The organism is Mogibacterium timidum ATCC 33093 (assembly GCF_000525775.1).
Taxonomy (GTDB): domain Bacteria; phylum Bacillota; class Clostridia; order Peptostreptococcales; family Anaerovoracaceae; genus Mogibacterium; species Mogibacterium timidum.
This window is the reverse complement of sequence record NZ_JALU01000030.1, coordinates 18,819-41,649: the sequence shown is the minus strand read 5'-3', so window position 1 is coordinate 41,649 and position 22,831 is coordinate 18,819. Positions and strand designations below refer to the sequence as shown.

The 22,831-nt window shown below is 46.0% G+C and carries 21 protein-coding genes; 19 read left to right on the top strand and 2 right to left on the bottom strand.

Going from position 1 to position 22,831, the window contains the following annotated elements:
* Positions 1-206: 206 nt before the first annotated feature.
* Together HMPREF0581_RS08135 and HMPREF0581_RS08130 are read left to right on the top strand one after the other, a co-directional pair.
* Entirely contained in the window at positions 207-1,877 is a 1,671-nt protein-coding gene (locus tag HMPREF0581_RS08135) for a formate--tetrahydrofolate ligase (protein WP_036382167.1), read from the top strand.
* Positions 1,878-2,046: 169 nt separating this feature from the next.
* Positions 2,047-3,837, top strand: coding sequence for an aminopeptidase P family N-terminal domain-containing protein (locus HMPREF0581_RS08130; protein WP_036382164.1), 1,791 nt, complete (start codon positions 2,047-2,049; stop codon positions 3,835-3,837).
* A gap of 113 nt (positions 3,838-3,950) precedes the next feature.
* Here the strand turns inward: HMPREF0581_RS08130 and HMPREF0581_RS08125 are convergent, their stop codons facing one another.
* Both HMPREF0581_RS08125 and HMPREF0581_RS08120 read right to left on the bottom strand, forming a co-directional pair.
* Positions 3,951-4,490: an MFS transporter gene (locus HMPREF0581_RS08125; protein WP_009644365.1), complete on the bottom strand. Its 540-nt coding sequence runs from the start codon at positions 4,488-4,490 to the stop codon at positions 3,951-3,953.
* A gap of 370 nt (positions 4,491-4,860) precedes the next feature.
* Positions 4,861-5,271 (bottom strand): metal-dependent transcriptional regulator, encoded by a 411-nt coding sequence (locus HMPREF0581_RS08120; protein WP_009644269.1) that lies wholly within the window; start codon positions 5,269-5,271, stop codon positions 4,861-4,863.
* A gap of 181 nt (positions 5,272-5,452) precedes the next feature.
* Here HMPREF0581_RS08120 and HMPREF0581_RS08115 point away from each other — a divergent pair, with 181 nt between their 5' ends.
* The 17 genes from HMPREF0581_RS08115 to HMPREF0581_RS08035 all read left to right on the top strand — a co-directional run bounded on the left by HMPREF0581_RS08115 (position 5,453) and on the right by HMPREF0581_RS08035 (position 22,823).
* On the top strand, positions 5,453-5,836 hold the full coding sequence (locus tag HMPREF0581_RS08115; protein WP_009644345.1) for a Fur family transcriptional regulator: 384 nt from the start codon (positions 5,453-5,455) through the stop codon (positions 5,834-5,836).
* A 59-nt stretch (positions 5,837-5,895) separates the two neighbouring features.
* Entirely contained in the window at positions 5,896-6,438 is a 543-nt protein-coding gene (locus HMPREF0581_RS08110) for an NADH peroxidase (protein ID WP_009644236.1), read from the top strand.
* Between the two features lie 203 nt (positions 6,439-6,641).
* Positions 6,642-6,968, top strand: a complete 327-nt coding sequence (locus HMPREF0581_RS08105; RefSeq protein ID WP_009644286.1) for a hypothetical protein — start codon at positions 6,642-6,644, stop codon at positions 6,966-6,968.
* Between the two features lie 20 nt (positions 6,969-6,988).
* Complete coding sequence (locus HMPREF0581_RS08100; protein ID WP_009644319.1) at positions 6,989-8,263, top strand: DUF2130 domain-containing protein; 1,275 nt, start codon at positions 6,989-6,991, stop codon at positions 8,261-8,263.
* A gap of 47 nt (positions 8,264-8,310) precedes the next feature.
* Positions 8,311-8,721: a hypothetical protein gene (locus HMPREF0581_RS08095; protein ID WP_036382161.1), complete on the top strand. Its 411-nt coding sequence runs from the start codon at positions 8,311-8,313 to the stop codon at positions 8,719-8,721.
* 318 nt (positions 8,722-9,039) lie between these two features.
* Positions 9,040-9,822: an acyl-CoA dehydratase activase gene (locus HMPREF0581_RS08090; protein ID WP_009644246.1), complete on the top strand. Its 783-nt coding sequence runs from the start codon at positions 9,040-9,042 to the stop codon at positions 9,820-9,822.
* Positions 9,823-9,971: 149 nt separating this feature from the next.
* Positions 9,972-11,216, top strand: a complete 1,245-nt coding sequence (locus HMPREF0581_RS08085; RefSeq protein WP_009644368.1) for a 2-hydroxyacyl-CoA dehydratase subunit D — start codon at positions 9,972-9,974, stop codon at positions 11,214-11,216.
* Positions 11,217-11,218: 2 nt separating this feature from the next.
* Positions 11,219-12,337 (top strand): 2-hydroxyacyl-CoA dehydratase subunit D, encoded by a 1,119-nt coding sequence (locus tag HMPREF0581_RS08080; protein WP_009644341.1) that lies wholly within the window; start codon positions 11,219-11,221, stop codon positions 12,335-12,337.
* Positions 12,338-12,376: 39 nt separating this feature from the next.
* The gene (locus HMPREF0581_RS08075) at positions 12,377-13,615 is read left to right on the top strand and encodes a CaiB/BaiF CoA transferase family protein (protein ID WP_009644351.1); all 1,239 of its coding nucleotides are present in this window, start codon (positions 12,377-12,379) and stop codon (positions 13,613-13,615) included.
* A 130-nt stretch (positions 13,616-13,745) separates the two neighbouring features.
* Positions 13,746-14,747 carry an NAD(P)-dependent oxidoreductase gene (locus HMPREF0581_RS08070; protein WP_009644326.1) on the top strand — a complete coding sequence of 334 codons (1,002 nt, stop codon included), beginning with the start codon at positions 13,746-13,748 and terminating at the stop codon, positions 14,745-14,747.
* A gap of 12 nt (positions 14,748-14,759) precedes the next feature.
* Positions 14,760-15,902: an acyl-CoA dehydrogenase family protein gene (locus HMPREF0581_RS08065; protein ID WP_009644220.1), complete on the top strand. Its 1,143-nt coding sequence runs from the start codon at positions 14,760-14,762 to the stop codon at positions 15,900-15,902.
* Positions 15,903-15,917: 15 nt separating this feature from the next.
* On the top strand, positions 15,918-16,718 hold the full coding sequence (gene acrB / locus HMPREF0581_RS08060; protein WP_009644330.1) for an acryloyl-CoA reductase electron transfer subunit gamma: 801 nt from the start codon (positions 15,918-15,920) through the stop codon (positions 16,716-16,718).
* Positions 16,719-16,733: 15 nt separating this feature from the next.
* Positions 16,734-17,849 (top strand): acryloyl-CoA reductase electron transfer subunit beta, encoded by a 1,116-nt coding sequence (gene acrA, locus HMPREF0581_RS08055; protein ID WP_009644233.1) that lies wholly within the window; start codon positions 16,734-16,736, stop codon positions 17,847-17,849.
* Positions 17,850-17,999: 150 nt separating this feature from the next.
* Positions 18,000-19,130, top strand: a complete 1,131-nt coding sequence (gene buk, locus HMPREF0581_RS08050; RefSeq protein WP_009644306.1) for a butyrate kinase — start codon at positions 18,000-18,002, stop codon at positions 19,128-19,130.
* 190 nt (positions 19,131-19,320) lie between these two features.
* Positions 19,321-20,493: a THUMP domain-containing class I SAM-dependent RNA methyltransferase gene (locus tag HMPREF0581_RS08045; protein ID WP_036382158.1), complete on the top strand. Its 1,173-nt coding sequence runs from the start codon at positions 19,321-19,323 to the stop codon at positions 20,491-20,493.
* Between the two features lie 40 nt (positions 20,494-20,533).
* A complete protein-coding gene (locus tag HMPREF0581_RS08040) occupies positions 20,534-21,496 on the top strand; it encodes an alpha/beta hydrolase (RefSeq protein ID WP_036382155.1) in 963 nt (320 codons plus the stop codon).
* Entirely contained in the window at positions 21,486-22,823 is a 1,338-nt protein-coding gene (locus HMPREF0581_RS08035) for an acetyl-CoA hydrolase/transferase C-terminal domain-containing protein (protein WP_009644281.1), read from the top strand. The genes HMPREF0581_RS08040 and HMPREF0581_RS08035 overlap by 11 nt, the downstream gene beginning before the upstream one ends.
* Positions 22,824-22,831: the final 8 nt, after the last annotated feature.

The following is a 22,831-nucleotide window of genomic DNA, read 5'->3' as shown; positions in this document are numbered from 1 at the left end:
TTCTTACTGGGATTAGCAAAACACGTTTTTTGTCCTATAAGCCAACAAGCAGGCTGCAGCAGGGGAACGCATGTAATAAATAAAATATTTAAATAAGTTGAATTTATTAAATTATTTTATGATGCATGTACATATTGTTTGCTTATACGTACATGCGTATAATGATGTTGTATGCTTGTGGTACATAGTTTTTTGTGGAGGATATCATGAAGACAGATGTTCAAATTGCTCAGGAAGCGCATATGCTTCCAATCACTGAAGTTGCTAAAGCTCTCGATATACCGGGCGATGAGCTGGAGCAATATGGAAAATACAAGGCTAAGCTATCTTACTCCTACATAAAGGAGAATATGAATAGAGAGAACGGCAAGCTTGTGCTCGTTACCGCTATTAACCCAACCCCTGCCGGAGAAGGTAAAACGACAACTAATGTTGGATTATCGATGGCACTCAGCAAGCTGGGCAAGAAGACAATCACGACTCTTCGTGAACCGTCACTAGGTCCTTGCTTCGGTATCAAGGGCGGCGCTGCAGGCGGCGGTTACTCACAGGTAGTTCCAATGGACGATATCAACCTTCATTTCACAGGTGATTTTCACGCTATAACCTCAGCTCACAATCTGCTGGCAGCACTGCTTGATAACCATATTCATCAGGGTAACAAGCTTGGAATCGTAACTAAGAAGATTGTATGGAAGCGCGTTGTAGATATGAATGACCGTGCACTTCGTAACATCGTAATCGGTCTTGGCGGCAAGGCTGATGGCGTGACTCGTGAGGACGGATTTGATATTACAGTTGCTTCTGAAATTATGGCGATCCTATGCCTTGCAACTGACCTGGAGGATCTCAAGGAGAGACTGTCCAAGATGGTAGTTGCCTATAACTACGATGGCGAGGCCGTAACTGCCGGTGATCTGGAGGCAACCGGAGCAATGGCTCTGCTGCTCAAGGATGCGATCAAGCCTAATCTGGTGCAGACGCTCGACAACACACCGGCATTCATCCATGGCGGGCCGTTTGCTAACATAGCTCATGGCTGCAACTCCGTAGTTGCGACGCAGACAGCGCTCAAGCTGGGTGACTACGTAATAACTGAGGCAGGCTTTGGGGCGGACCTTGGTGCTGAAAAATTCTTTGACATAAAGTGCAGATATGCCGGCTTAAAACCGGATTGTGTCGTAATAGTGGCTACAGTTCGTGCACTTAAAATGAATGGCGGAGTGTCTAAGGATAATCTCTCGGAGGAAAATCAGGAGGCTCTCAAGGCCGGTTCATCTAACCTGATCAGACATATAGAAAATGTCGTAAAATTTGGTGTACCATCGGTGGTAGCCATCAACAGATTTCCTACAGACACCGAGGCTGAGTTGGAGCTGCTGGATAAGATCTGCGAGGAATACGGCGTGAAAGTGGTCCTTTCAGAGGTGTTCGCAAAGGGCTCTGCCGGCGGTATGGAGCTTGCCGAGGAAGTCATTAGGATTTGCGAGGAAGGAACAGCAGATTTTAAGCCTCTATATGACCTCGACATGACTATTGAGGAGAAGATGGAAAAAATCGCCAAGGAAATCTACAGAGCTGATGGCGTCGACTTTACAGCAGCAGCTCAGAAGCAGATTAATGAGCTTAACAAGCTTGGATACGACAAGTTCCCAATCTGTGTTGCCAAGACTCAGTATTCCTTTTCTGACGATGCCAAGCTGCTGGGTGCTCCCACCGGATTCAGGATCACAGTTAGAGAGCTCCGAGTATCCGCCGGAGCGGGCTTTATCGTGGCTCTGACAGGTTCAATTATGACTATGCCGGGACTTCCTAAGGTGCCTGCTGCTAACGGCATGGATATCAAGTCAGACGGTACTATCATCGGATTGTCTTAAGGTCTCAGGATGCTATATCGGCAGATAGGTGTTAGAGACCCGGAACGGCCGGTCAAATGAGAGCTGTATAAATTAGAATATTTAAACTGAAGCTCTCTGATGATATAATCAAGTGTAGACGTTTATAACCATTATTTATATATTACTTATATTTGAAAGGAGACTTTAAATGAATGTAATTCAGGAGAGGCTTGCTGCACTTCGCGCCAAGATGCAGGAGAACGGAATCAATTACTATGTAGTTCCAACTGCTGATTTCCACCAGAGTGAGTATGTCGGTGAGCATTTTAAGGCTAGAAAGTTTATTACAGGATTCTCCGGATCTGCCGGAACTGCAGTAATCGGTCTGGACGGAGCATGGCTGTGGGTAGACGGCAGATACTTCCTGCAGGCGGGTGCGCAGCTGGAGGGAACAACCGTTGAGCTGATGAAGATGGGAGAACCTGGAGTTCCTACTCTGGATGCATTCCTGGACAGCAAGCTCGTTAAGGGAGATAAGCTCGGCTTTGACGGCAGAGTTGTATCGATGGACGAAGGTTCTCTTTATGAAGGTATAGCTCTTAAACACGGCGGCTGCATCGAGTACAGCCTTGACCTTATTGATGAGATTTGGACTGACAGGCCACCGTTATCCGAGAAGCCTGCATTTGAGCTTGACGTTAAATACGCAGGTAAGACCGTGGCTGATAAGCTTTCCGATATCCGTGAAAAGATGGCAGCTGCAGAAGCTGATATGCACGTAGTAACTACGATTGATGACATCTGCTGGACTCTTAATATCCGTGGAGATGATATTGATTTCTTCCCGCTCATTCTGTCCTATGCTCTGATGGACGACAAGGCATATCACCTGTACATAGACGAACGTAAGCTGAGCGACGAGATTAAGGCACACCTCACGGCTGACGGAGTAGTGCTGCATCCATATAACGATATTTATGAGGACATCAAGCATATTCCTGCAGATGCTAAGCTGATGCTGGATGCTTCTAAGGTTAATTATGCAATGTTCTGCAACATTCCTGATTCAGTTAAGAAGATTGATGTGATGAATCCTGAGATGATATTCAAGAACGTCAAGAATCCTGTTGAGCTCGAGAACATCCGAAAGGCCCAGATCAAGGATAGCATTGCGCATCTGCGCTTCATGAAGTGGCTCAAGGAAAATGTGGGTAAGATTGAGATGACCGAAATCAGCGTTTCCGACAAGCTTGACGAGTTCCGCAAGGAGATGGGCAACTTTATTCGTCCAAGCTTTGAGCCTATTTCTTCATATGGTGCTCATGCTGCAATTGTACACTATGCGCCAACTCCGGAGTCGGATATTCCGGTGCTGCCAAAGGGAATGCACCTCACAGATACCGGTGCCGGCTTCTACGAGGGGTCGACTGACATCACCAGGACATATGTACTGGGGGAGGTTACAGATCAGATGAAGAAGGACTTTACTCTAGTTGCTATCAGTAACCTGTCGCTGGCAAATGCCAGGTTTCTCTACGGCTGCAACGGCGTAATCCTCGATGCTTACGCAAGAAAGCCTTTCTGGGATCGTCATCTCAACTTCAATCACGGAACCGGTCATGGAGTAGGATATCTGCTAAACATCCACGAAGGTCCTGCAAGCTTCCGTTGGGTATACAGAAAGGGTAACCAGTGCGTAATCGATGAAGGCATGGTCATCACAGATGAGCCCGGTATCTACATCACTGATTCGCACGGAATACGTCTGGAGAACGAACTTCTCTGCGTACTGGATGAAGTAAATGAGTACGGCAAATTCCTCAAATTTGAGCCAATCACACTAGTTCCATTCGACCTGGATGCTATCGATCCGGAATACATGACAGCAGAAGAGCGTAAGCAGCTCAACGATTACCACAAGCATGTATACGAGGTCATCGCGCCATACCTGGAAGAGGACGAGAAAGAATACCTTGCTAAATACACAAGAGAGATTTAATTGACATATCATAGATCAGTAAAATCGACACCTGTGCAGATAAAGCCTAAGTTCAATCGAGCTTGGGCTTTTCTTATACGGTGTTCATACGATATGACTAAACGAAGAGTGAGCTAAGGTCTGAATCCCAGCAAATCACCGGTCTTGAAGGTGTACTGATATAGGATCCCGGCAAGCAGAGGTCCGAAGAATGCTCCGATATTTACAAGGGAATAGCGAATTGAGTATGCGGAGTTAAGCTGCTCAGGCTTTACTACTCTTCCGATCAGAGGTCCGGTTTTAAATAACCCGAGGCCAAACGCTACGCAGAATATCATGACGTACACAAGCTTGGCGTCGTGCGCCATAGAGCCGGCAAAGTAGCCAAATGAAATGATGAGTGCTCCTACAGGTGTAGTATATCTCGCGCCGACAAATCTATCTGTTATAAATGCGCCGATGAAACCTGCTAGATATGAATATGCCGTAATGTCTGCCTGCATCTTGGCTGCGGTTGTATCAGCGAGGCCGAGTCCGCCGGATGCAACTGCCGTCGAAACAAATACCAGAATTAGAGAACGACCTAAATAGAAGGAGAGGCGTTCAAAGATCTCCGTACATCCACAAATCCAAAAGGCTATCGGATATTTGTGCTTTCTTTCAATTTCTGTCATTGGTTAACCTCCTTGATAAGGTGTGAAAGCAATAACGTACGCTTCATATTTTGGCTCATATTCCGCTGACGAGATTGCTAAAATAATGGGTTAAAACAATGAAGAAAACACACTAACGTATGGCAGAAGTGACGAAGTATCACAAGGAAATTTTGCCATATATTTTTTGGCAAGTAAACCTTATTTAAAGAATATAAATAATTTTAAACACTTTGAAGGTTGAGATTGTATGGACACACATAAAGTATTGCTGTTAGGTGTGGCAAATTACAAATGTGAAATCTGCTGTGTAAAAAATATTAAAGCAAAAAATACCACCCGCGAGGGTGGTAAAAGCGCTTACATAATCTGCAGCGGATAACTGCAGAGACTATGCTGTCGGTTCATGGTCATGATTCATAGCCGGGCACTCGGCAAGGAAGTTGTTAACGTGATTACATATTGCTTCGTAAGTAGCCTGACTTATGTCATGCTCAATCTTACAAGCGTCTTCGTCCGCAGTATCCTTGTCAATACCGAGCAGAAGCAAGAAACGCGAGAGCATCTTGTGCCTGTCGTAAATCTTTGTTGCGATTGCAAGGCCGGATTCGGTTAGATGAATCAGCCCGTCATCATCCATAGTTATGTAACCGTTTTCTCTTAATCTTTTAGTAGCATACGAAACGCTGGGCTTAGTTACGTCGAGGTGTCTTGCGATATCGATAGACTTGACATAACCTCTCTGCTCACTCAGCATCAGCATTGTCTCTAAATAATCTTCTGAAGACTTCTGAATTTTCATGGAATACGCCTCCTTCACTATAGTTAGAGTAGCATAACACGCTGATAATATCAATATAGAAGACAGATTAATTGATTAACTTTAATTTTTTTCAATTTAATTGTTGACAAGATATTTTATACGAGTATAATAATGATAACGATAATGATTATTAAAATTAAAGGAGACTAATTATTAACTAATGATTAAGTATAGCAAACAGCGTGAAGCGATCAAGAACCAATTATCTGACAGGAAAGACCACCCGACCGCTGAAACTCTGTATACAGAGCTTAAGAGCAGCATGCCTAATCTTAGTATTGCGACTGTATATAGGAATCTCAAGCAGCTCGAAGATATGGGAGAGGTTTCTGCAATCATTACGGATGGAGCTACAAGGTATGATTATAATGTCAAGCCTCATGCGCATTTCTTCTGTAACAGATGTGGCGCAGTCTTAGACCTTGATGCGGATAATAATCGGATCGTTGAGATCGGCCGGAAGAATTTTGGCGGTACGATAGAGGGGTGTGAAGTCAATTTCTATGGCATCTGCCCGGAGTGCATGTCTAACAAGCGTGCATAGATGATTAACAAGACGACTTTATAATTTTATTTCAGCACAGCTGAGGAAGGGAGTATGAAATGGCTAAGTTTGTATGTCAGGTATGTGGTTATGTTCATGAGGGAGATCAGGCACCGGAGAAGTGCCCGGTATGTGGAGTTCCTGCAGAGAAGTTCACTAAACAGGAAGGCGAGATGGAATGGGCAGCTGAGCATGTTGTAGGTGTTGCTCAGGGTGCTGACGAAGATATTATAGCTGATCTAAAAGCTAACTTTGAGGGAGAGTGCAGCGAGGTAGGTATGTACCTGGCTATGGCAAGAGTTGCTCACAGAGAGGGATATCCAGAGGTTGGTCTATATTATGAGAAGGCAGCTTGGGAAGAGGCAGAGCACGCTTCCAAGTTTGCAGAGCTTCTCGGAGATGTTATCACAGACAGCACCAAGAAGAACCTTCAGATGAGAGTTGATGCTGAGAACGGTGCAACGGCCGGTAAGTTCGACCTTGCCAAGAGAGCTAAGGCAGCTAACCTTGATGCTATCCACGACACAGTTCACGAGATGGCAAGGGACGAGGCTAGACACGGAAAGGCGTTCAAGGGTCTACTTGAGAGATACTTCGGCTAGAGCTCTTCCCCGGTGCAGCTACTATTACGATATTAAGCGGGGCTTCGGCCCCTTTTTTAATGCGATAATTCGACAATATTAATTCTTATTTAATATAGCGTCACCAAATATTCAAATACCCTGTGCTATAATACGTTGTAATCGATTAGGAAAACAGAAACTAACTTAGTATATATAGGTGTTTATATAATTAGGAGGACGAAATGTATTATCGTGATGGAGGCGGCCTTGGCTGCGTGATAGGAATATTCATATTTTTGTTGCTTGCATCGGTGGTGATAGCTATTCTGCTTAATCCATTATTCTGGATTGTTGTAGGTCTTCTCGTGTTATTTCAAGCTGTAGCTAGATGGTGGAGAGATAAATCAGGTGAAGCCGGGAGTGCTCGTCGCTATCGCAGTGGTGATAGTGGTGATAGTGGTGATAACAGATCTTCCTATGACAGGAGAGCCAGTGCAGGCGACCTCGAAGATGACTTCACAAAGGATGCGGTCGATGTGGATGTCGAGGTAATTTCGGACGATAAATAGAATTTCTGAGGAGGATTGTCATGCAGCAGATTAAGTGCCCTAAGTGCGGCGAAGTGTTCCGGATAGATGAGGCTGGGTACGCGGCAATTGTCAAACAGGTCAGAGACAAGGAATTTAACAATGAGATAAAACGTGCCGAAGAGCAGTATGAGAGCGACAAGACAGCTGCAGTCAATCTGGCGAAGGCAGAGACAGCTAATCGGCTTCATGATGCGCTGGCCGGTAAGGAACAGGAAATCGTTAGACTGCGTGCCACCATAGCTGCAAATGATAAAGATAAGGCATTGGCTGTAAATGAAGCCGTTCAAGCGAAAGTAAATGAATATCGAAAGCTTGCTGACACCAAGGAGGCTGAATACAGAAAACTCGCTGCGTTTAAGGATGAGGAACTTAATCAGCAGCGGGAGGAGCTTCAAAAGCTATCCGGCGATTTCAAGGTAAGTGAGAAGGAGGCGGAGCTTAATCTTCAGGTGCTTCGCGATGAATATGAAGCCAAGCTCAAGATGAAGGACGAGCAGATAGATTACTATAAGGACCTCAAGGCACGTCAATCGACCAAAATGGTGGGAGAGACGCTGGAACAGCATTGTGAGATAGAATTCAACAAGCTGAGATCCACGGCCTTTCAAAATGCGTATTTTGAGAAGGACAATGATGCCAGAACCGGTAGCAAGGGAGATTATATATTCCGCGAATCAGACAGCAATGGGGTTGAGGTCGTGTCAATAATGTTTGAGATGAAGAATGAGATGGACGCGACTGCAACAAAGCACAAGAACGAAGATTTTTTTAAAGAGCTTGATAAGGATAGAAGAGAAAAGAACTGCGAGTATGCGGTTTTGGTGTCGCTTCTGGAAGCTGATAACGAGTTCTATAATCAGGGAATTGTTGACGTATCTCATAGATATGACAAGATGTACGTTATCAGACCTCAGTTCTTCATTCCGATGATTTCGCTTCTGCGCAATATGGGTCATAACGCTCTCAAGTACAGGCAGGAACTGGAAACGATGAAGGCTCAGAATATCGATATCACTCATTTCGAGGAGGATATGGAGAACTTCAAAAACGCATTCGCAAGAAACTACGATATAGCATCCAGGCGATTTCAGGAGGCTATTGCTGAAATCGATAAATCAATCGATCACCTCGAAAAAATTAAGAAGGCACTGACCTCGTCGGAGAATAATCTTCGTCTAGCTAACAACAAGGCAGAGGATTTGACTATCAAGAAGCTTACAAAGAACAACCCAACGATGCAGCAGATGTTCAAATCACTTGAAAAAAGTGAATAATCTATGTTAAAATGTTTAACCAGATTAATTAGAAAAGGAACGATAAGATGAGCAAAGGTAAGCAGAGACCACCACAATATATTAGACAGTCAAAGGGCTATCAACAGAATCTATATAAGAAGCAGATGAAGGATCAGAATATCCAGCTTCCTAAGTCGATTGATATTGACAAGCTGACTAAGATTAACAGAATACTCGGAATCGTATGGATTGTACTAATCTTTGTATGCGGCTTCTTTTGGACTTGGGTCGCTTCGGCAGTTCTCACGGTAGCAGGTGCGGCGTATATGGGAGGCTTCTTCTTATATATGAACAACTACTCCAAGAAGTACCTGTCTGCGTATAAAAAAATGGGAATGCCTAAGGAGATGTATATGAAGCAGCTCAAGAAGAACGGCACAGACGTCAAGAGTATCGAAAGAATGTCCAAGCTTTGGGATAAGATTAAGGTTGATTAGATTCATTGGATAGATTTACAAGTATCTGATAGTTGCCGTCTTGATGATGTGACGGTGCTATGTCGGTGCTCTTATGATGGTTTATAACAAGACAGATAAAGGTCTACAGTTCGGGGAGAGGCTTATGCCTCTCCTTTTATCTGCGCAAATGTTGAAATTTCAACGAAAATAGGATAGCAGAATCACTGTTTTTAAAATTCTTAATACCATATTTGAAAAACTGCTATAATAATTTTTTAACAAACTCTATTGACTATAAAATAACGAGCGCTATAATGAGTTTGTACGAGAATATGTACATGGGAAGGAGACCGGCAGATGTATACTCTTGGACTCGACATAGGCTCTACCACATCCAAGTGTGTAATCCTGGAAGACGGAACCAAATTAATGGCAAAGGCTCTATGTGTAGGCGGACTTGGCACTTCAGGACCGGAGGATGTCAAGCAGGAGTTGATGACCGGTTCGTGTCTGTCTGAAGCTGATATAACTAATACCGCAGTTACCGGTTATGGACGCAATAAATATAAGGGCTGCGATCTTGAAGTCAGTGAACTGACATGTCATGCGCTTGGGAGCAGATTCGTATTTCCGGACGTCCGTACTGTGATAGATATCGGCGGTCAGGATGCCAAGGTTATATGCATGAGTGAGTCAGGTAAGATGACGAATTTTGTGATGAATGACAAGTGTGCGGCCGGTACAGGTAGGTTTCTGGATGTGATGGCTAATATTTTACGAGCAGATATTTCAGAATTGGAGGTATTAGCTGCGAAGGCTGAGAAGCCGGCCACTATTTCGAGTACATGTACGGTTTTCGCAGAATCAGAGGTTATCAGCCAGTTGGCAAACGGAGAGAGCAGAGAAAATGTTATCGCCGGGATTTGTAACAGCGTTGCGACGCGTGTAAGCTCATTAGTCAGGCGTGCGGGCTTCAAAGAGCCTGTGTGTATGTCTGGCGGCGTGGCGCGAAACGGCGCAGTTCGAGAAGCTATGAGCAAAGCAATTGAAACAGACATAAAGTACGACCCGCTTGCACAATATTTCGGAGCTATTGGGGCGGCGATTTATGCATACAGAAGCGCGGGCTATGACAACTAGGTGAAAAAATTTACATCTTCAAGGGAGCAAAAATTTTTAGGGAAAGATGTTAATGAATTAACAAAATGCGTATTTAATTTTTTTACACAGATAGATTCAGCCTAAATATTTCTAAATGATTAACAAAATGGAAAAGGAGGTAATAGGTTATGGCAGAGGAAATCAAAAAGCCTAGGAAGCCAATTGATCCTAATTCAGCCAAATTTAAGCTAGGAAAGATTGCCGGTGATGCGTTTGCCGGCGCAATTGAGGCAAAGAAACGGGGTGTTCCTGTCGCTTGGGTATCCAGCAACTTCCCTGTTGAGATTCCTGAAACACTGGGAATTGCGACTGCATACCCTGAGAATCAAGCTGCGGGAATTGCCGCCAGAGGTGCAGGAGAAAGAATGTGCAATGTCGCGGAAGCAGAGGGGTATTCTAATGACATTTGTGCATATGCGAGAGTAAGTCTTGCGTACGCCAAGCTCAAGGAATGTCCGGAGCAGGATGTTGCAATGCCGGATGTGCTGCTGTGCTGCAACAATATCTGCAACTGCATGATTAAGTGGTACGAGAATCTCGCCAGAGATCTCAACATCCCAATGATTATTCTAGATATTCCTTTCAATCCGGACTATGAGGTTTCCGATGCTGAAGTAGCCTATGTGTCTGCGCAGTTCTGGGATGCAGTTCATCAGCTTGAAAAGCTATTTGGCCTGAAATGGGATGATGCAAAGTTCGAAAAGGTTACAGGATTTAGCTGCAGAGCCAGCAGAGCATGGCTCGAAGCTACGGCACAGGCAAAGTATGTGCCTTCTCCGTTTAACGGATTCGACCTGCTTAACCACATGGCTGTAATGGTTACAGCTAGAGGCAAGGAAGAGGCCGGAGAGGCCATGGAAACTCTCCTCAGGGAATACAAGGAAAATCATCTTAATGGTACCAGCACATTCAGAGCTGAGGAAAAATACAGAATTATGTTTGAAGGGATAGCTTGCTGGCCTTATCTGAGAGCAACATCGCATGGACTTAAGGATCGCGGTATCAACATGGTTACGACGATATACGCCGATGCGTTTGGATTTGATTACCATTCGTTTGAAGAGATGATTAAGGCATATTGCAGTGTTCCTAACGCCATCAATCTGGAGAAGTCCAGAGATAAGAGAATCAAGCTCTGCAAGGACAATCACGTTGAAGGCTTGTTGGTACATACCAACCGTTCATGCAAGCTGTGGAGCGGATTTATGTATGAAATGAGCAGGCAGATCGGAGAAGCGTGCGATATACCGGTTGCAAGCTTTGACGGAGATCAGGCCGACCCCAGAAACTTTTCAGAAGCACAGTACGATACGAGAGTTCAAGGGCTGATGGAGATTATGGAATCCAACAAATCTGAGAAAGGAGACAGATAGCTATGACATACAATACAATCAAGGATTTTCATGAGATAGCAGCTTCTCCTCGCAAGCAGATGGACAGGTATCTGGGAGAGGGCAAAAAGATTGTTCTCACCGTTCCGTATTACACGCCTGATGAGATAGTTCATTCAATGGGGCTTGTGCCAATGGGAACATGGGGTGCAGATATGGAACTCGACAGAGCAAAGGAGTATTTCCCGGCGTTCATGTGTTCAATAGTTCAGTCTATCTTGGAGCTGGGCATCACCGGTAAGTTTGAGGGCGCGAGCGCGATTATAATTCCGTCGCTGTGTGACACTCTCAAGACCATGGGTGAAAACTGGAAGTATGCAGTTCCTGATATAAAGTTCATACCTATGACATATCCACAGAACAGGAAGCCTGCATTTGGAATCGCGTACACAAGGGCCGGATACGAGCGAGTAATCAAGGAGCTCGAGGAGTGCACGGGAGCTGAATTTTCGCCGGATAAGCTTGCTGAATCCAACCGACTGTACAACGAGCATAATGCAGCGATGCGTAAAATAGATGCTCTGCTCGCTAAACACGCCGAGATTACGGTTCAGGAGCGTAGCGATATATTTGCAAGTGCTAACTATATGCTCGTAGAGGAGCACACGGCTCTCGTAAATAAACTAATTACCGAGCTCGAGGCCGCCGACGAAAGCGTAGGCAACTTCCCGATCGTAATTTCCGGAATACTCACAGACATGGATGGTCTGAGCGAAACCTTTGACGAGTTCGGAATGCACATAGTTGCAGATGATGTCTGTGCACAATCCAGACAGTACAGGACAGATGTTCCTTTTGGAGCTGATGCGCTGCAGGCGCTAGCCGAGAAATTTGCAAATACAGATAACTGTTCTGTTCTCTACAACGTAGAGAAACCGAGAGTTCAGTGGATTGTAGATGTTGCGAAGAATAGAGGCGCTAAGGGAGTGGTAGTAGTAATGACAAAGTTCTGTGATCCGGAGGAGTTCGACTTCGTATGTATAAAGGAAGCGTGCGAGAAGGCTGATTTGCCACTGGCTCTAGTAGAAGTCGATAGACAGATGAATCAGTTTGAACAGGTTAAGACTAACCTTGAGACGTTCCGCGATATGTTATTGTTCTAAAACGTTTTAATGCTTAGATAAATTTCAAGGAGGATAATAATGGGCAATAGACCACTTGAAGGAATCAGAGTCGTTGAGATGGCTACCTTTATTGCAGCACCTTGCACAGCCAGATTCCTGGCTGACCTCGGTGCAGAGGTTATCAAGGTCGAACCGCCTAAGGGCGATCCGCTTCGCTACACTGCAGTAAACGAGGGTCGTCCTCTCGATCAGAAGGAAAACACATCTTACGACCTTGAGAATGCCGGAAAGACCTGCATTGCACTTAACACTAAGTCTGAAAAGGGGAGAGAAGCGCTTGAGAAGCTGCTGGCAACTGCAGATGTATTTATCTGCAACTGGCGTCAGTCACCGCTCAAGAGAGCAGGGTTGGACTGGGAGACTCTTCATGAGAAGTATCCTAGCCTGGTTTATGGATATGTATCCGGATATGGGGAAAAGGGACCGGATAAGGATCTGCCGGGCTTCGATTTTACAGCCTTCTACGCCAGGGGCGGTATCCTGGGTCCGCTTCGTGACAAGAATAGCTTGCCGATGCTGACAGTTCAAGGCTTCGGTGATCATCAGGTCGCTATGAACCTCGCAGCCGGAGTTCTCGCGGCGCTGTTCAAGGCCAAGATGACCGGCGAGGGCGACCATGTGGTGGTATCGCTGTTCCACAGTGCTATTTGGGATATTTCATTGATGCTTCAGGCTAGTCAGTATGGTGCTGACAGCACACAGTATCCGATGGAGAGATGGAAGCTTGGTAATCCGCTGGTCCTCTGCTACGAGACTGCTGACGGCAGATGGCTGCAGATCGCTATGCCTCAGTACGACAGGCATTATCCAATACTTATGAATGCAATGGGGCATCCGGAACTGGCAGATGACGCGAGATTCTATCCACAGAAGAACCTTATCCCTAACCGCGAGGAATTTTCAGCATGGATTACAGCGGAGTTTAAGACCAAGAATTGCGATGATTGGTGTCGGATTTTGGATGCTAATGATTTACCATATGCAGTCGCTCAGGGCTGGGACAGCTTGCTGGAAGACAGGCAGGCTTGGGCGTCTGACTGCTTCTACGAGATGGCTTATAGCAACGGCAATAAACGCACCCTTGTAAGACCGCCGGTTCTATTTGATCGGATGGGACTTCCGCCATACGAGAGAGGACCTTATCTCGGAGAGCAGACAAAGGATATCCTCGGCGAACTCGGGTATTCGACAGAGGATATTTCCGCAATGCTTGAAAGTGGTGCCGCAATCGATATGGATCCCGCTCTACAGGACTAATCAAAAATAAGGGGTGAATTGGGTCGTTTTAGAGATTGCAACGGTTTATATGCAAAGTGGAACAAGCTGTTATATGACATGTTTTATAAGAAAATGTGTCGGTAAAACATATTATACGAGGAGAATTGACATGAAAATTACTGCATATGAAGTTAGACCGGACGAAGAGCCTGTCATCAGAGGCTTGTGTGACAAATACGGCATCGATGTAGTTATTACAAGAGCTAATTTGGATGAGACAACGGTAAACCTGGCAGAGGGAAGCTACGGTATTACAACTCTGGGTCAGAGTACATATTCAAACGAAGTACTCGACGAGCTCAATAAGATGGGTGTTAAGGTTTTAGCATCCCGCTGCGTTGGCTATAATCACATGAACGTAGAGTATGCCAGAAAGCTGGGATTTAAGCTTTGTAACGGCTCTTATGCTCCTAATGGAGTTGCCGAGTACTCTGTAATGGCTATACTGATGTGTATGCGTCATCAGAAAAAGGCGCTGTACAACACTAACGACAACGATTTTACACTTAAAGGCAAGATGGGAAGGGAGCTCCGTTCTCTCACAGTCGGAGTGCTCGGTGCGGGTAAGATAGGCAAGACTGTGGTCAAGATTCTGAGCGGGTTTGGCTGTAAAATCTTAGCTTATGATGTTATTCAGGACGATGAGGTGAAGGAATACGCTACCTACGTTGATGTAGACACAATTTATAAGGAGTGCGATGTAATCACAATTCACATGCCGCTCCTGCCGGCTACAACAGGTATGATCAACAAGGAAGCAATCGACAAGATGAAGGATGGCGTAATACTCATCAACAACGCAAGAGGAGAACTGTTGGATATAGACGCTGTTATCGAAGGTGTTGAAAACGGTAAGATTGGCGCATTGTACTGTGATGCATTCCCCGGGGAGACAGGAATCATTCACGTTCCTCACAACGAGGATATTATCAGGACAGAGGGAATGCCTTACTTCAAGCTCAAGTATCTGCGTTCTTTCGTAAATGTGTATCACACACCACACATGGCTTTCTTCACAGAAGAGGCTGCTGCATCTATGGCTGCATGTGGAGTTGACAGTATTTATGAGATCATGACTGAAGGAAAGTCGTCTCACGAGATACCATGCTAAGGAGGTAAATAAATGATTTTGGATCGAAAGCACGCGCTGCAGCAGAAACTGTTCCGTGAGTTTGCTGAGACTGAATTCACCAAGGAGCTTCAGGATGAGCTCGATGAGACCGGTGAGTTCAACTGGGATATGCACAAGAAGATGTCCCGTTACGGATTTATGGGAGTTAAGATTCCGGAAGAGTACGGCGGCGCAGGATCGGATAGCTTGACCTATGTGCTCATGGACGAAGAGTTTGCACGCCAGGATGCAGTTCTGGCTATTTACGCAAATACTTCAAACTCACTCGGTGGAGGCCCGCTGCTCCTCGCAGGAAGTGAGTCTCAGAAGAAAGAGTATCTACCGCAGGTTGCAAGCGGAGAGAAAATCCTCGTATTTGGACTTACAGAGCCGGGAGCCGGATCAGATGCCGGTGGTACAACCACAACAGCAATTCCTGATGGAGAAGATTTTATCATCAACGGACGTAAGTGCTTTATCTCCGGTGCACCGATGGCAGACTGGATTATCATCTATGCCAAGACAGATCTCTCGCAGAAGGGTTCCCGCGGTATATCTATGTTCATAGTCGACATGCACGCAGAGGGTGTTTCGCTGGGAGCACCGGAGAAAAAGATGGGAATTAACGGATATCCGACATCTGATGTGGTATTTGAGGATGTAAGGGTTCCTAAGGCAAATCTTATAGGACCTCTCAACAAGGGATTCCAGTACGCTATGAAGACTCTGGATGGAGGCAGACTCGGAGTTGCGGCTATGTCTGTTGGAGTAGCTCAGGGGTGCCTGGATGAGGCTGTAAAATACGCTAAGGAGCGTAAACAGTTTGGTCGTAGAATTGCAGACTTCCAGGGTGTTAGCTTCATGATTGCAGAGATGCAGGCGGATGTAGAGGCTGCAAGACAGCTCACATATCACGCAGCAAGCCTCAAGGATCAGAATTCACCACAGGCCGGAATGGCTTGCTCTATCGCTAAGTTCTTCGCTGCAGAGGCTGCAAACCGCTGTGCATACAAGGCAGTACAGATTCACGGTGGATATGGCTACATCAAGGAATACAGAGTTGAGAGACTTTACAGAGATGCTCGTATAATGAGCATATTTGAAGGAACCAGCCAGATTCAGGAAGTTGTAATCGCTAACAATTTGCTTAGATAGAGGAGGAAGGAAGAAATGAAAATTTTCGTAACAGTTAAGCAGGTTCCTGATACCTCCGGCAAGGTTGCAGTAAACGAGGATGGAACACTTAACCGCGCTTCAATGCAGACAATCATCAACCCGGATGATCTCAACGCTGTAGAGCAGGCGCTGACTCTCAAGGAAGAGTTCGGATACAAGGTAGTCGCTTTCACTATGGGACCTATGCCGGCTGAAGGAATGCTCAGAGAACTGATGGCAATGGGAGTAGACGAGACAGTTCTCGTTTCCGCTCGTGAATTTGGAGGATCTGACACATATGCTACATCGCAGATCTTGGCTGCGGCTATTGATACGTATGGTGTTGAGACTGATGATATCATCATCGCCGGCCGTCAGGCTATAGATGGAGATACAGCTCAGGTTGGGCCTCAGATAGCCGAGAAGCTGCATCTGCCGCAGGTAACCTATGCCGGAGAAGTCAAGAAAGAGGGAGGCTCACTGATAATTAAGAGAATGCTGGAGGACGGATATATGCTGGTCAAGGTTTCGACTCCTTGCATGATTACTTGTATCAAGGAACTGAATACTCCTAGATACATGAGCGTAGTCGGAACAGAGAAGTGTTGGGATATGCCGCTTCAGATTATGGACTTTGCAGCGCTTGAGAACCATCCGCTGATCGATAAGACTACTATCGGACTTAAGGGTTCTCCAACCAACATCTACAAGTCGTTTACACCTCCGGTAAAGGGTGGCGGCATGATGATGGAAGGTTCTGATAAGAATACTACTGACGAGCTTGTGTCAATTTTGACCGGCAAGCATATCATATAGAGAGGAGAATTCAATATGGCTTACGATAGTTCGCAAATCGACGCTTTCAAAGATGTATGGGTGTTCTGTGAACAGCGTCAGGGCAAAATGATGCCGACAACATTTGAACTTGTTTCCGAGGGCAGAAAGCTTGCTGATGAGCTTGGCTGCAAGCTGTATGGCATCCTCCTCGGAGATGACGTAGATGGCCTTGCTAAGGCGCTGGGCGGATACGGAGCAGACGGTGTGTATGTGTACAACAGCCCGCTGCTTAAGAATTACACAACAGATGGTTACACTAAGGTGATAAGCGAGGCGGTGCAGGAATTTAAGCCGGAGGTTATGTTGTTTGGGGCTTCCAATATCGGTAGAGACCTGGCTCCTAGATGCGCTGCCAGACTTCATACAGGTCTCTGTGCAGATTGCACACACCTTGATATAGACCTTGATGGTTATATCAATTTCCTGCGCACAGGCTCATCGCTCGATGTTGACAACATGAAGTTTGATACCAGGTTGTTCGATGTTAACACCAACCTCAAGATGACTCGTCCGGCATTTGGCGGACACCTCATGGCTACAATCGTGTGCCCAAGATTTAGACCGGCTATGGCGACTGTAAGACCCGGTGTTATGCAGAAGTGCCCTTACGATGAAGCAGGAGCTGCAAAGGTCGAAATCATGCACCCTGCATTTGAGTTAGCAGCTGGCGACATTGAGACAGAGGTTCTCGATATCGTTAAGGCGGCTAAGAAGATGGTCGACCTGATTGGTGCAGACGTAATCGTATCGGTCGGAAGAGGAATCGCTAAGGATATAGAAGGCGGAATAGCTCTTGCAACAGAGCTGGCAGAGCTTCTCGGCGGAGTGGTAGGCTCCTCCAGAGCTTGCGTAGATGCCGGCTGGATAAGCGCAGACCATCAGGTGGGACAGACCGGAAAGACTGTACATCCGAGGATTTACATAGCTCTCGGAATTTCGGGAGCTATTCAGCACAAAGCAGGAATGCAGGATTCAGAGTGTATCATAGCTATCAATAAGAACGAAGCAGCACCTATATTTGAGATTGCTGACTACGGAATTACGGGAGATCTGTTCAAGGTAGTTCCACTGCTTATCGATTCAATCAAAGCAGCAAAGGAAATTGCATAAGCGGCAAGTACAGGGGTGTGAGGACGTGTTCTTCGCGCCCCTGTTCTCAGCAATATATGCCTTGATGTGCTTTGGAGCCATAACAAGATTCGCGGTTGCCCGTGATAGACAAGCCCTATTCTCAACAACATATGCCTTGGAGGGACGAATATGACTGATAAGATATACAACATAGTCGCGATAAATCCTGGATCGACTTCGACAAAATTCGGATTCTACCACAATAGCGAAAAGGTATTTATCGAAAATATATACCATAATAAGGACGAACTCTCCAGATTTGGCAGTATTCAGGAACAGCTGAGCTACAGACGGCTGCTGGTAGAAAATCGTTGTGAATGCAATGGCGTTAAGCTCAGTGAAGTCGATGCTTTTGTCGGCCGTGGTGGAGGGCTTCTGTCTTCCAATGGCGGTGTTTATTGCATTACGGACAAGATTATCTATGATTGCGAAACGGCGGCATCCGGTGTAGAGCATCCCGCTCAGCTCGCATCTCAGATTGCGAGACAGCTTGCAAATAAGTATGGTGCAAATGCATACATCGTTAATCCGCCGGATACCGACGAATTCCAGGATCTCGCTAGAGTGACCGGAATCAAAGGAGTGTATCGCGACAGCCATGTGCACTGCCTCAATCAGAAGGAAGTTGCCAGAAGGTATTGTGAAGAAAAAGGCTTGAATTACAACAAATGTAATTTTGTAGTATGTCACTTGGGCGGAGGAGTTTCTATCACTGCTCACCGTGAAGGGCAGATGATCGACAGCAACGATAATCTTATCGGCGATGGCCCGATGACACCGCTTAGAGCCGGAACAATACCGGCGACCAAGCTGCTGGATCTGGCATTTAGCGGTGACTATACGCATGAGGAGCTTGAGGATATAATCGTCAGAAACAGTGGCTTAAGCAGCCATCTGGGTACCTCCGATGTCAAAGAGATAATGCGGCGCATTGAAGAAGAAAACGATGAATATGCCAGGCTGGTGCTGGATGCTATGATATACCAGTTTTCCAAGGCTGTAGGTGAGTGTGCCTGCGTGCTGAAGGGCAAGGTGGATGCTATTCTGATTACAGGTGGACTTGCTCGCTCTGAGTACATAGTCAGGAGCCTCAAGCAATATGTAGATTGGATAGCGGAGACGTGGGTTATGCCCGGAGAGTGGGAGATAGCGGCACTTGCATCAGGTGCCTATCAGGCTATGACAGGACAGGTTCCTGTGTTGACCTATACGGGTGTGCCGGTATTTCGCGGTTTTCGCTCTTTGAAATATCATCTGTAAAGCTACGTGATAATGATATTTAACGAAGGCGCGGCAGAAATGCCGTGCTTTTGACGTGCAAGATAAAATTCCAGACTAAAACAGCGCTTATGTACAGGTTAATGTGCTAAAATTATAAAGTAATATTGTATAACAGCTCGGAGCATCGGAGTGCGACGAGAGATTATGATTTTGGGAAAGTAAATATTTTATGAAATATGAATTGATTGCAACAGCGACATTTGGCCTTGAAGCTGTGGTCAGGATGGAGCTGCAAGAGCTTGGGTATCAGGTGCTCAAGACGGAGGATGGGAAAGTAACCTTCGTCGGCGATGAAAAGGCAGTTGTACATTCAAATATGTGGCTGAGGACGGCAGATAGGGTTTATATCAAGGTTGCCGAATTCAGTGCCGAGACGTTTGAGGACTTGTTCCAGCAGGTGAGAGGACTACCATGGGAGAACTTTCTTCCTATAGATGCGGCATTTCCGGTTGTCGGAACCTCTGTCAAGTCCACGCTTCACAGCGTACCCTCGTGTCAGAGTATTATCAAGAAGGCCATAGTCTCAAGGCTTTCGGATTTCTACGTACAAAAGCATTTTGAGGAAAACGGTGCGAGCTACCGCGTCAGGTTCTCAATTTTAAAGAATAAGGTTACGATTATGCTAGATACATCAGGAGCCGGTCTGCACAAGAGAGGATACAGGGTATTTGATGTGGCGGCGCCTATGAAGGAAACGCTGGTAGCCGCACTTGTGAAGCTGAGCTTCTGGAAGGAAGGCGTGATGCGCAGGGACAAGGATAACCCCGAGCACTTCTCAAGAATGCTTGTAGATACGTGCTGCGGTTCAGGCACGATTCTGATTGAGGCGGCGATGATGGCAAGAAATATTGCTCCGGGACTGACCCGCAAGTTTGCAGCTATGGACTGGGATCTCATTCCGGATGAACTGTGGGATGAGGAGAGACAAGCTGCATATAGGGCTGTGGATTATGACAGTGAACTGATTATCATGGGCTTTGATATAAACGGTAAGGCGATCGCCTCCGCTCAGGCCAATGCGGCGGAAGCCGGCGTTGAAGAGGATATCACGTTCAATCGCATGGATATGCGCAAATTCAGAGCTGCCGTATCCAATGGCGTCATTATCACCAATCCGCCGTACGGAGAGCGAATTGGTGATAGGGAGGCGATTCACGGTATATATTTCAGACTCAAGGAGATTCTTGAAAATGATCCCTCCTGGTCGCTGTTCATGATTACGACGGATCGTGAGGTTGAAGAGATATTTGACAGAAAGGCGGACAGGAGACGCAAGCTGTATAACGGAAGGCTTCAGACTACATATTATCAGTTCCATGGTCAGAAGATGGCTAATAAGTAAAGGATGAAAATACATAATTAATACAAGACAGGGAAAATCGATGAAAAAGACAGACGAAAAATTCACATCTGCGGATGGCAGAACACCAATACACGTTAGAAAATGGAGCCCTGATGAGCAGCCAAAGGCAGTTGTCCAGCTGATTCACGGTATGGTTGAATTTGTGGGGAGATATAGCGCCTTTGCTTCATATCTGACGGATCATGGCTACGTGGTAGTTGGTCATGACCAACTAGGTCACGGAGAGTCGGCGATGACGCCTGACGATTATGGGTATTTTGGAGAATACGGCAACGAGGCGCTGATTGCCGATATTCACACGTTGAGAAAGAGAACCGAGGCTGAATATCCGGGACTGCCTTACTACATGCTCGGACACAGCATGGGTTCGTTCTTGCTGAGGCAGTACCTGACGGAAAAGGAGAAGTATGGAGCTAGCTGTTCTGAAGGATTGGCCGGTGCAATCATCATGGGCACGGGTCAGCAGAAGGCAATTGCGCTACAGTCAGGTATCGTGCTATCAGCGATAATCAAAGGAATTAGGGGGCATCGCCATAGGAGCAGGCTGATTAATTCCATGGTATTTTCATCGTACAACAAGAAGTTTAAACCGGCGCGTACAGCGTTTGACTGGTTGACCAAGGATACTGAAGTGGTGGATTGGTATTGTGACGAGGAGTGGTGCAGCTTCATATTTACGGTGAGCGCATACAACGAGATGTTCAAGGGGATTCTCAAGTCAATTGATAAGAACAGGACGAAAACCATATCACCGAACCTGGCAATGTTGTTTGTATCGGGTGCAGATGACCCTGTCGGTGATTTTGGTGAAGGAGTCCGCAAGGCTTATATGCAATATATCAGCAACACAAAATGCATTGTTGATATCAAGCTTTATTTAGATGATAGACACGAGATATTGAATGAGACGGACAGAGATGTAGTTTACGCAGATATTTTAACTTGGCTCGATGAAAGGTTGGCAGACATTGATGAACTATAGAGAAGAGTATAAAAGCAAGCTTAGGACCGCTCGAGATGCAGCACAGATTGTAAGAAGCGGTGACTGGGTTGATTTCGGATGCTATCAGGGCTTTCCGTCGCTTTTTGATGAGGCTCTGGCAGCTAGGCGTGATGAACTTGAAGATGTAAAGGTCAGAGCGTTGCTCATTACCAAGCCGCTTCAGATTGCAGAGCAGGATCCTGAGGGCGAGCATTTCACATATAATTCGTGGCACATGATTGGATACGAGAGGAAGCTGTGTGACAGAGGGCTGTGCAAATTTATACCTATGGTATTCAGAAACCTTCCCGATTACTACAGGAGATTTCTCTCAGTCAATGTAGCGGTGATGGGTGTAACACCTATGGATGAGCAAGGATATTTCAATGTGTCGCTCAATAATTCCAATGCGCGCGCTGTCTTTGATGTTGCAGACGTAATCATACTTGAGGTCAACGAGAAGCTGCCTTGCGTGCACGGTCTTGAAAATACAATTCACATCTCCGAGGTGGATATGGTAATTGAGGGCGAACACGAGGCTTTAACAGAGTTTCCGTCAATCGCAGCAGGTCCCGTTGAGGAAAAAATTGCATCCTCTATTGTCGGACGTATGACTGACGGAGCTTGCATACAGATCGGCGTTGGCGGTATGCCGGATGCCATAGGCAAGCTGATAGCAAACTCCGAGCTCAAAAATCTCGGAGTTCACTCAGAGCTGCTTGTAAATGCGTACCTGGATATGCATAAAGCGGGAAAGATTACTAACCTCAACAAGCGCGGAATCATGCGTGGTAAATCGGTGTTCAGCATTGCTCACGGCAATCAGGAACTGTTTGACTGGGTAGATAACAATCCCAGTATGTGCTGCGCCCCAATAAACTATGTAAATGGACTCAATGTGATAGGTGAGATTGAAAACTTCGTATCTATCAATAGCTGTATTGCTGTGGATCTTTTCGGCCAAATTTCAGCTGAGAGCGCAGGCACTCGTCACATCAGCGGTACAGGCGGGCAACTCGATTTTCTGACGGCAGGTTTCAAGAATCCCGATGCACAAAGCTTCATAGCGCTGCCATCGACATTTACCGACAAGAAGGGCGTGATGCATTCCAACATCAGACCTATCTTTGATGGTGGGGATATAGTAACAGATCCCAGAAGTCAGGCATATATTATGGTGACCGAGTACGGCGTGGAGAATCTTGCCGGTTCTTCGGTATGGGAGCGCGCGGAGAAGCTGGTTAACCTGGCACACCCTGATTTTAGAGACGAGCTGATTAAGTCGGCAGAGGAAATCAATGTGTGGAGACGATCAAATAAGAGATAGTATCATAT

Bases quoted from the DNA above. Each gene is read 5' to 3' on its own strand.
- HMPREF0581_RS08135 (WP_036382167.1), top strand. From the start codon at position 207: ATGAAGACAGATGTTCAAATTGCTCAGGAAGCGCATATGCTTCCAATC.
- HMPREF0581_RS08130 (WP_036382164.1), top strand. From the start codon at position 2,047: ATGAATGTAATTCAGGAGAGGCTTGCTGCACTTCGCGCCAAGATGCAG.
- HMPREF0581_RS08125 (WP_009644365.1), bottom strand. From the start codon at position 4,490: ATGACAGAAATTGAAAGAAAGCACAAATATCCGATAGCCTTTTGGATT.
- HMPREF0581_RS08120 (WP_009644269.1), bottom strand. From the start codon at position 5,271: ATGAAAATTCAGAAGTCTTCAGAAGATTATTTAGAGACAATGCTGATG.
- HMPREF0581_RS08115 (WP_009644345.1), top strand. From the start codon at position 5,453: ATGATTAAGTATAGCAAACAGCGTGAAGCGATCAAGAACCAATTATCT.
- HMPREF0581_RS08110 (WP_009644236.1), top strand. From the start codon at position 5,896: ATGGCTAAGTTTGTATGTCAGGTATGTGGTTATGTTCATGAGGGAGAT.
- HMPREF0581_RS08105 (WP_009644286.1), top strand. From the start codon at position 6,642: ATGTATTATCGTGATGGAGGCGGCCTTGGCTGCGTGATAGGAATATTC.
- HMPREF0581_RS08100 (WP_009644319.1), top strand. From the start codon at position 6,989: ATGCAGCAGATTAAGTGCCCTAAGTGCGGCGAAGTGTTCCGGATAGAT.
- HMPREF0581_RS08095 (WP_036382161.1), top strand. From the start codon at position 8,311: ATGAGCAAAGGTAAGCAGAGACCACCACAATATATTAGACAGTCAAAG.
- HMPREF0581_RS08090 (WP_009644246.1), top strand. From the start codon at position 9,040: ATGTATACTCTTGGACTCGACATAGGCTCTACCACATCCAAGTGTGTA.
- HMPREF0581_RS08085 (WP_009644368.1), top strand. From the start codon at position 9,972: ATGGCAGAGGAAATCAAAAAGCCTAGGAAGCCAATTGATCCTAATTCA.
- HMPREF0581_RS08080 (WP_009644341.1), top strand. From the start codon at position 11,219: ATGACATACAATACAATCAAGGATTTTCATGAGATAGCAGCTTCTCCT.
- HMPREF0581_RS08075 (WP_009644351.1), top strand. From the start codon at position 12,377: ATGGGCAATAGACCACTTGAAGGAATCAGAGTCGTTGAGATGGCTACC.
- HMPREF0581_RS08070 (WP_009644326.1), top strand. From the start codon at position 13,746: ATGAAAATTACTGCATATGAAGTTAGACCGGACGAAGAGCCTGTCATC.
- HMPREF0581_RS08065 (WP_009644220.1), top strand. From the start codon at position 14,760: ATGATTTTGGATCGAAAGCACGCGCTGCAGCAGAAACTGTTCCGTGAG.
- acrB (WP_009644330.1), top strand. From the start codon at position 15,918: ATGAAAATTTTCGTAACAGTTAAGCAGGTTCCTGATACCTCCGGCAAG.
- acrA (WP_009644233.1), top strand. From the start codon at position 16,734: ATGGCTTACGATAGTTCGCAAATCGACGCTTTCAAAGATGTATGGGTG.
- buk (WP_009644306.1), top strand. From the start codon at position 18,000: ATGACTGATAAGATATACAACATAGTCGCGATAAATCCTGGATCGACT.
- HMPREF0581_RS08045 (WP_036382158.1), top strand. From the start codon at position 19,321: ATGAAATATGAATTGATTGCAACAGCGACATTTGGCCTTGAAGCTGTG.
- HMPREF0581_RS08040 (WP_036382155.1), top strand. From the start codon at position 20,534: ATGAAAAAGACAGACGAAAAATTCACATCTGCGGATGGCAGAACACCA.
- HMPREF0581_RS08035 (WP_009644281.1), top strand. From the start codon at position 21,486: ATGAACTATAGAGAAGAGTATAAAAGCAAGCTTAGGACCGCTCGAGAT.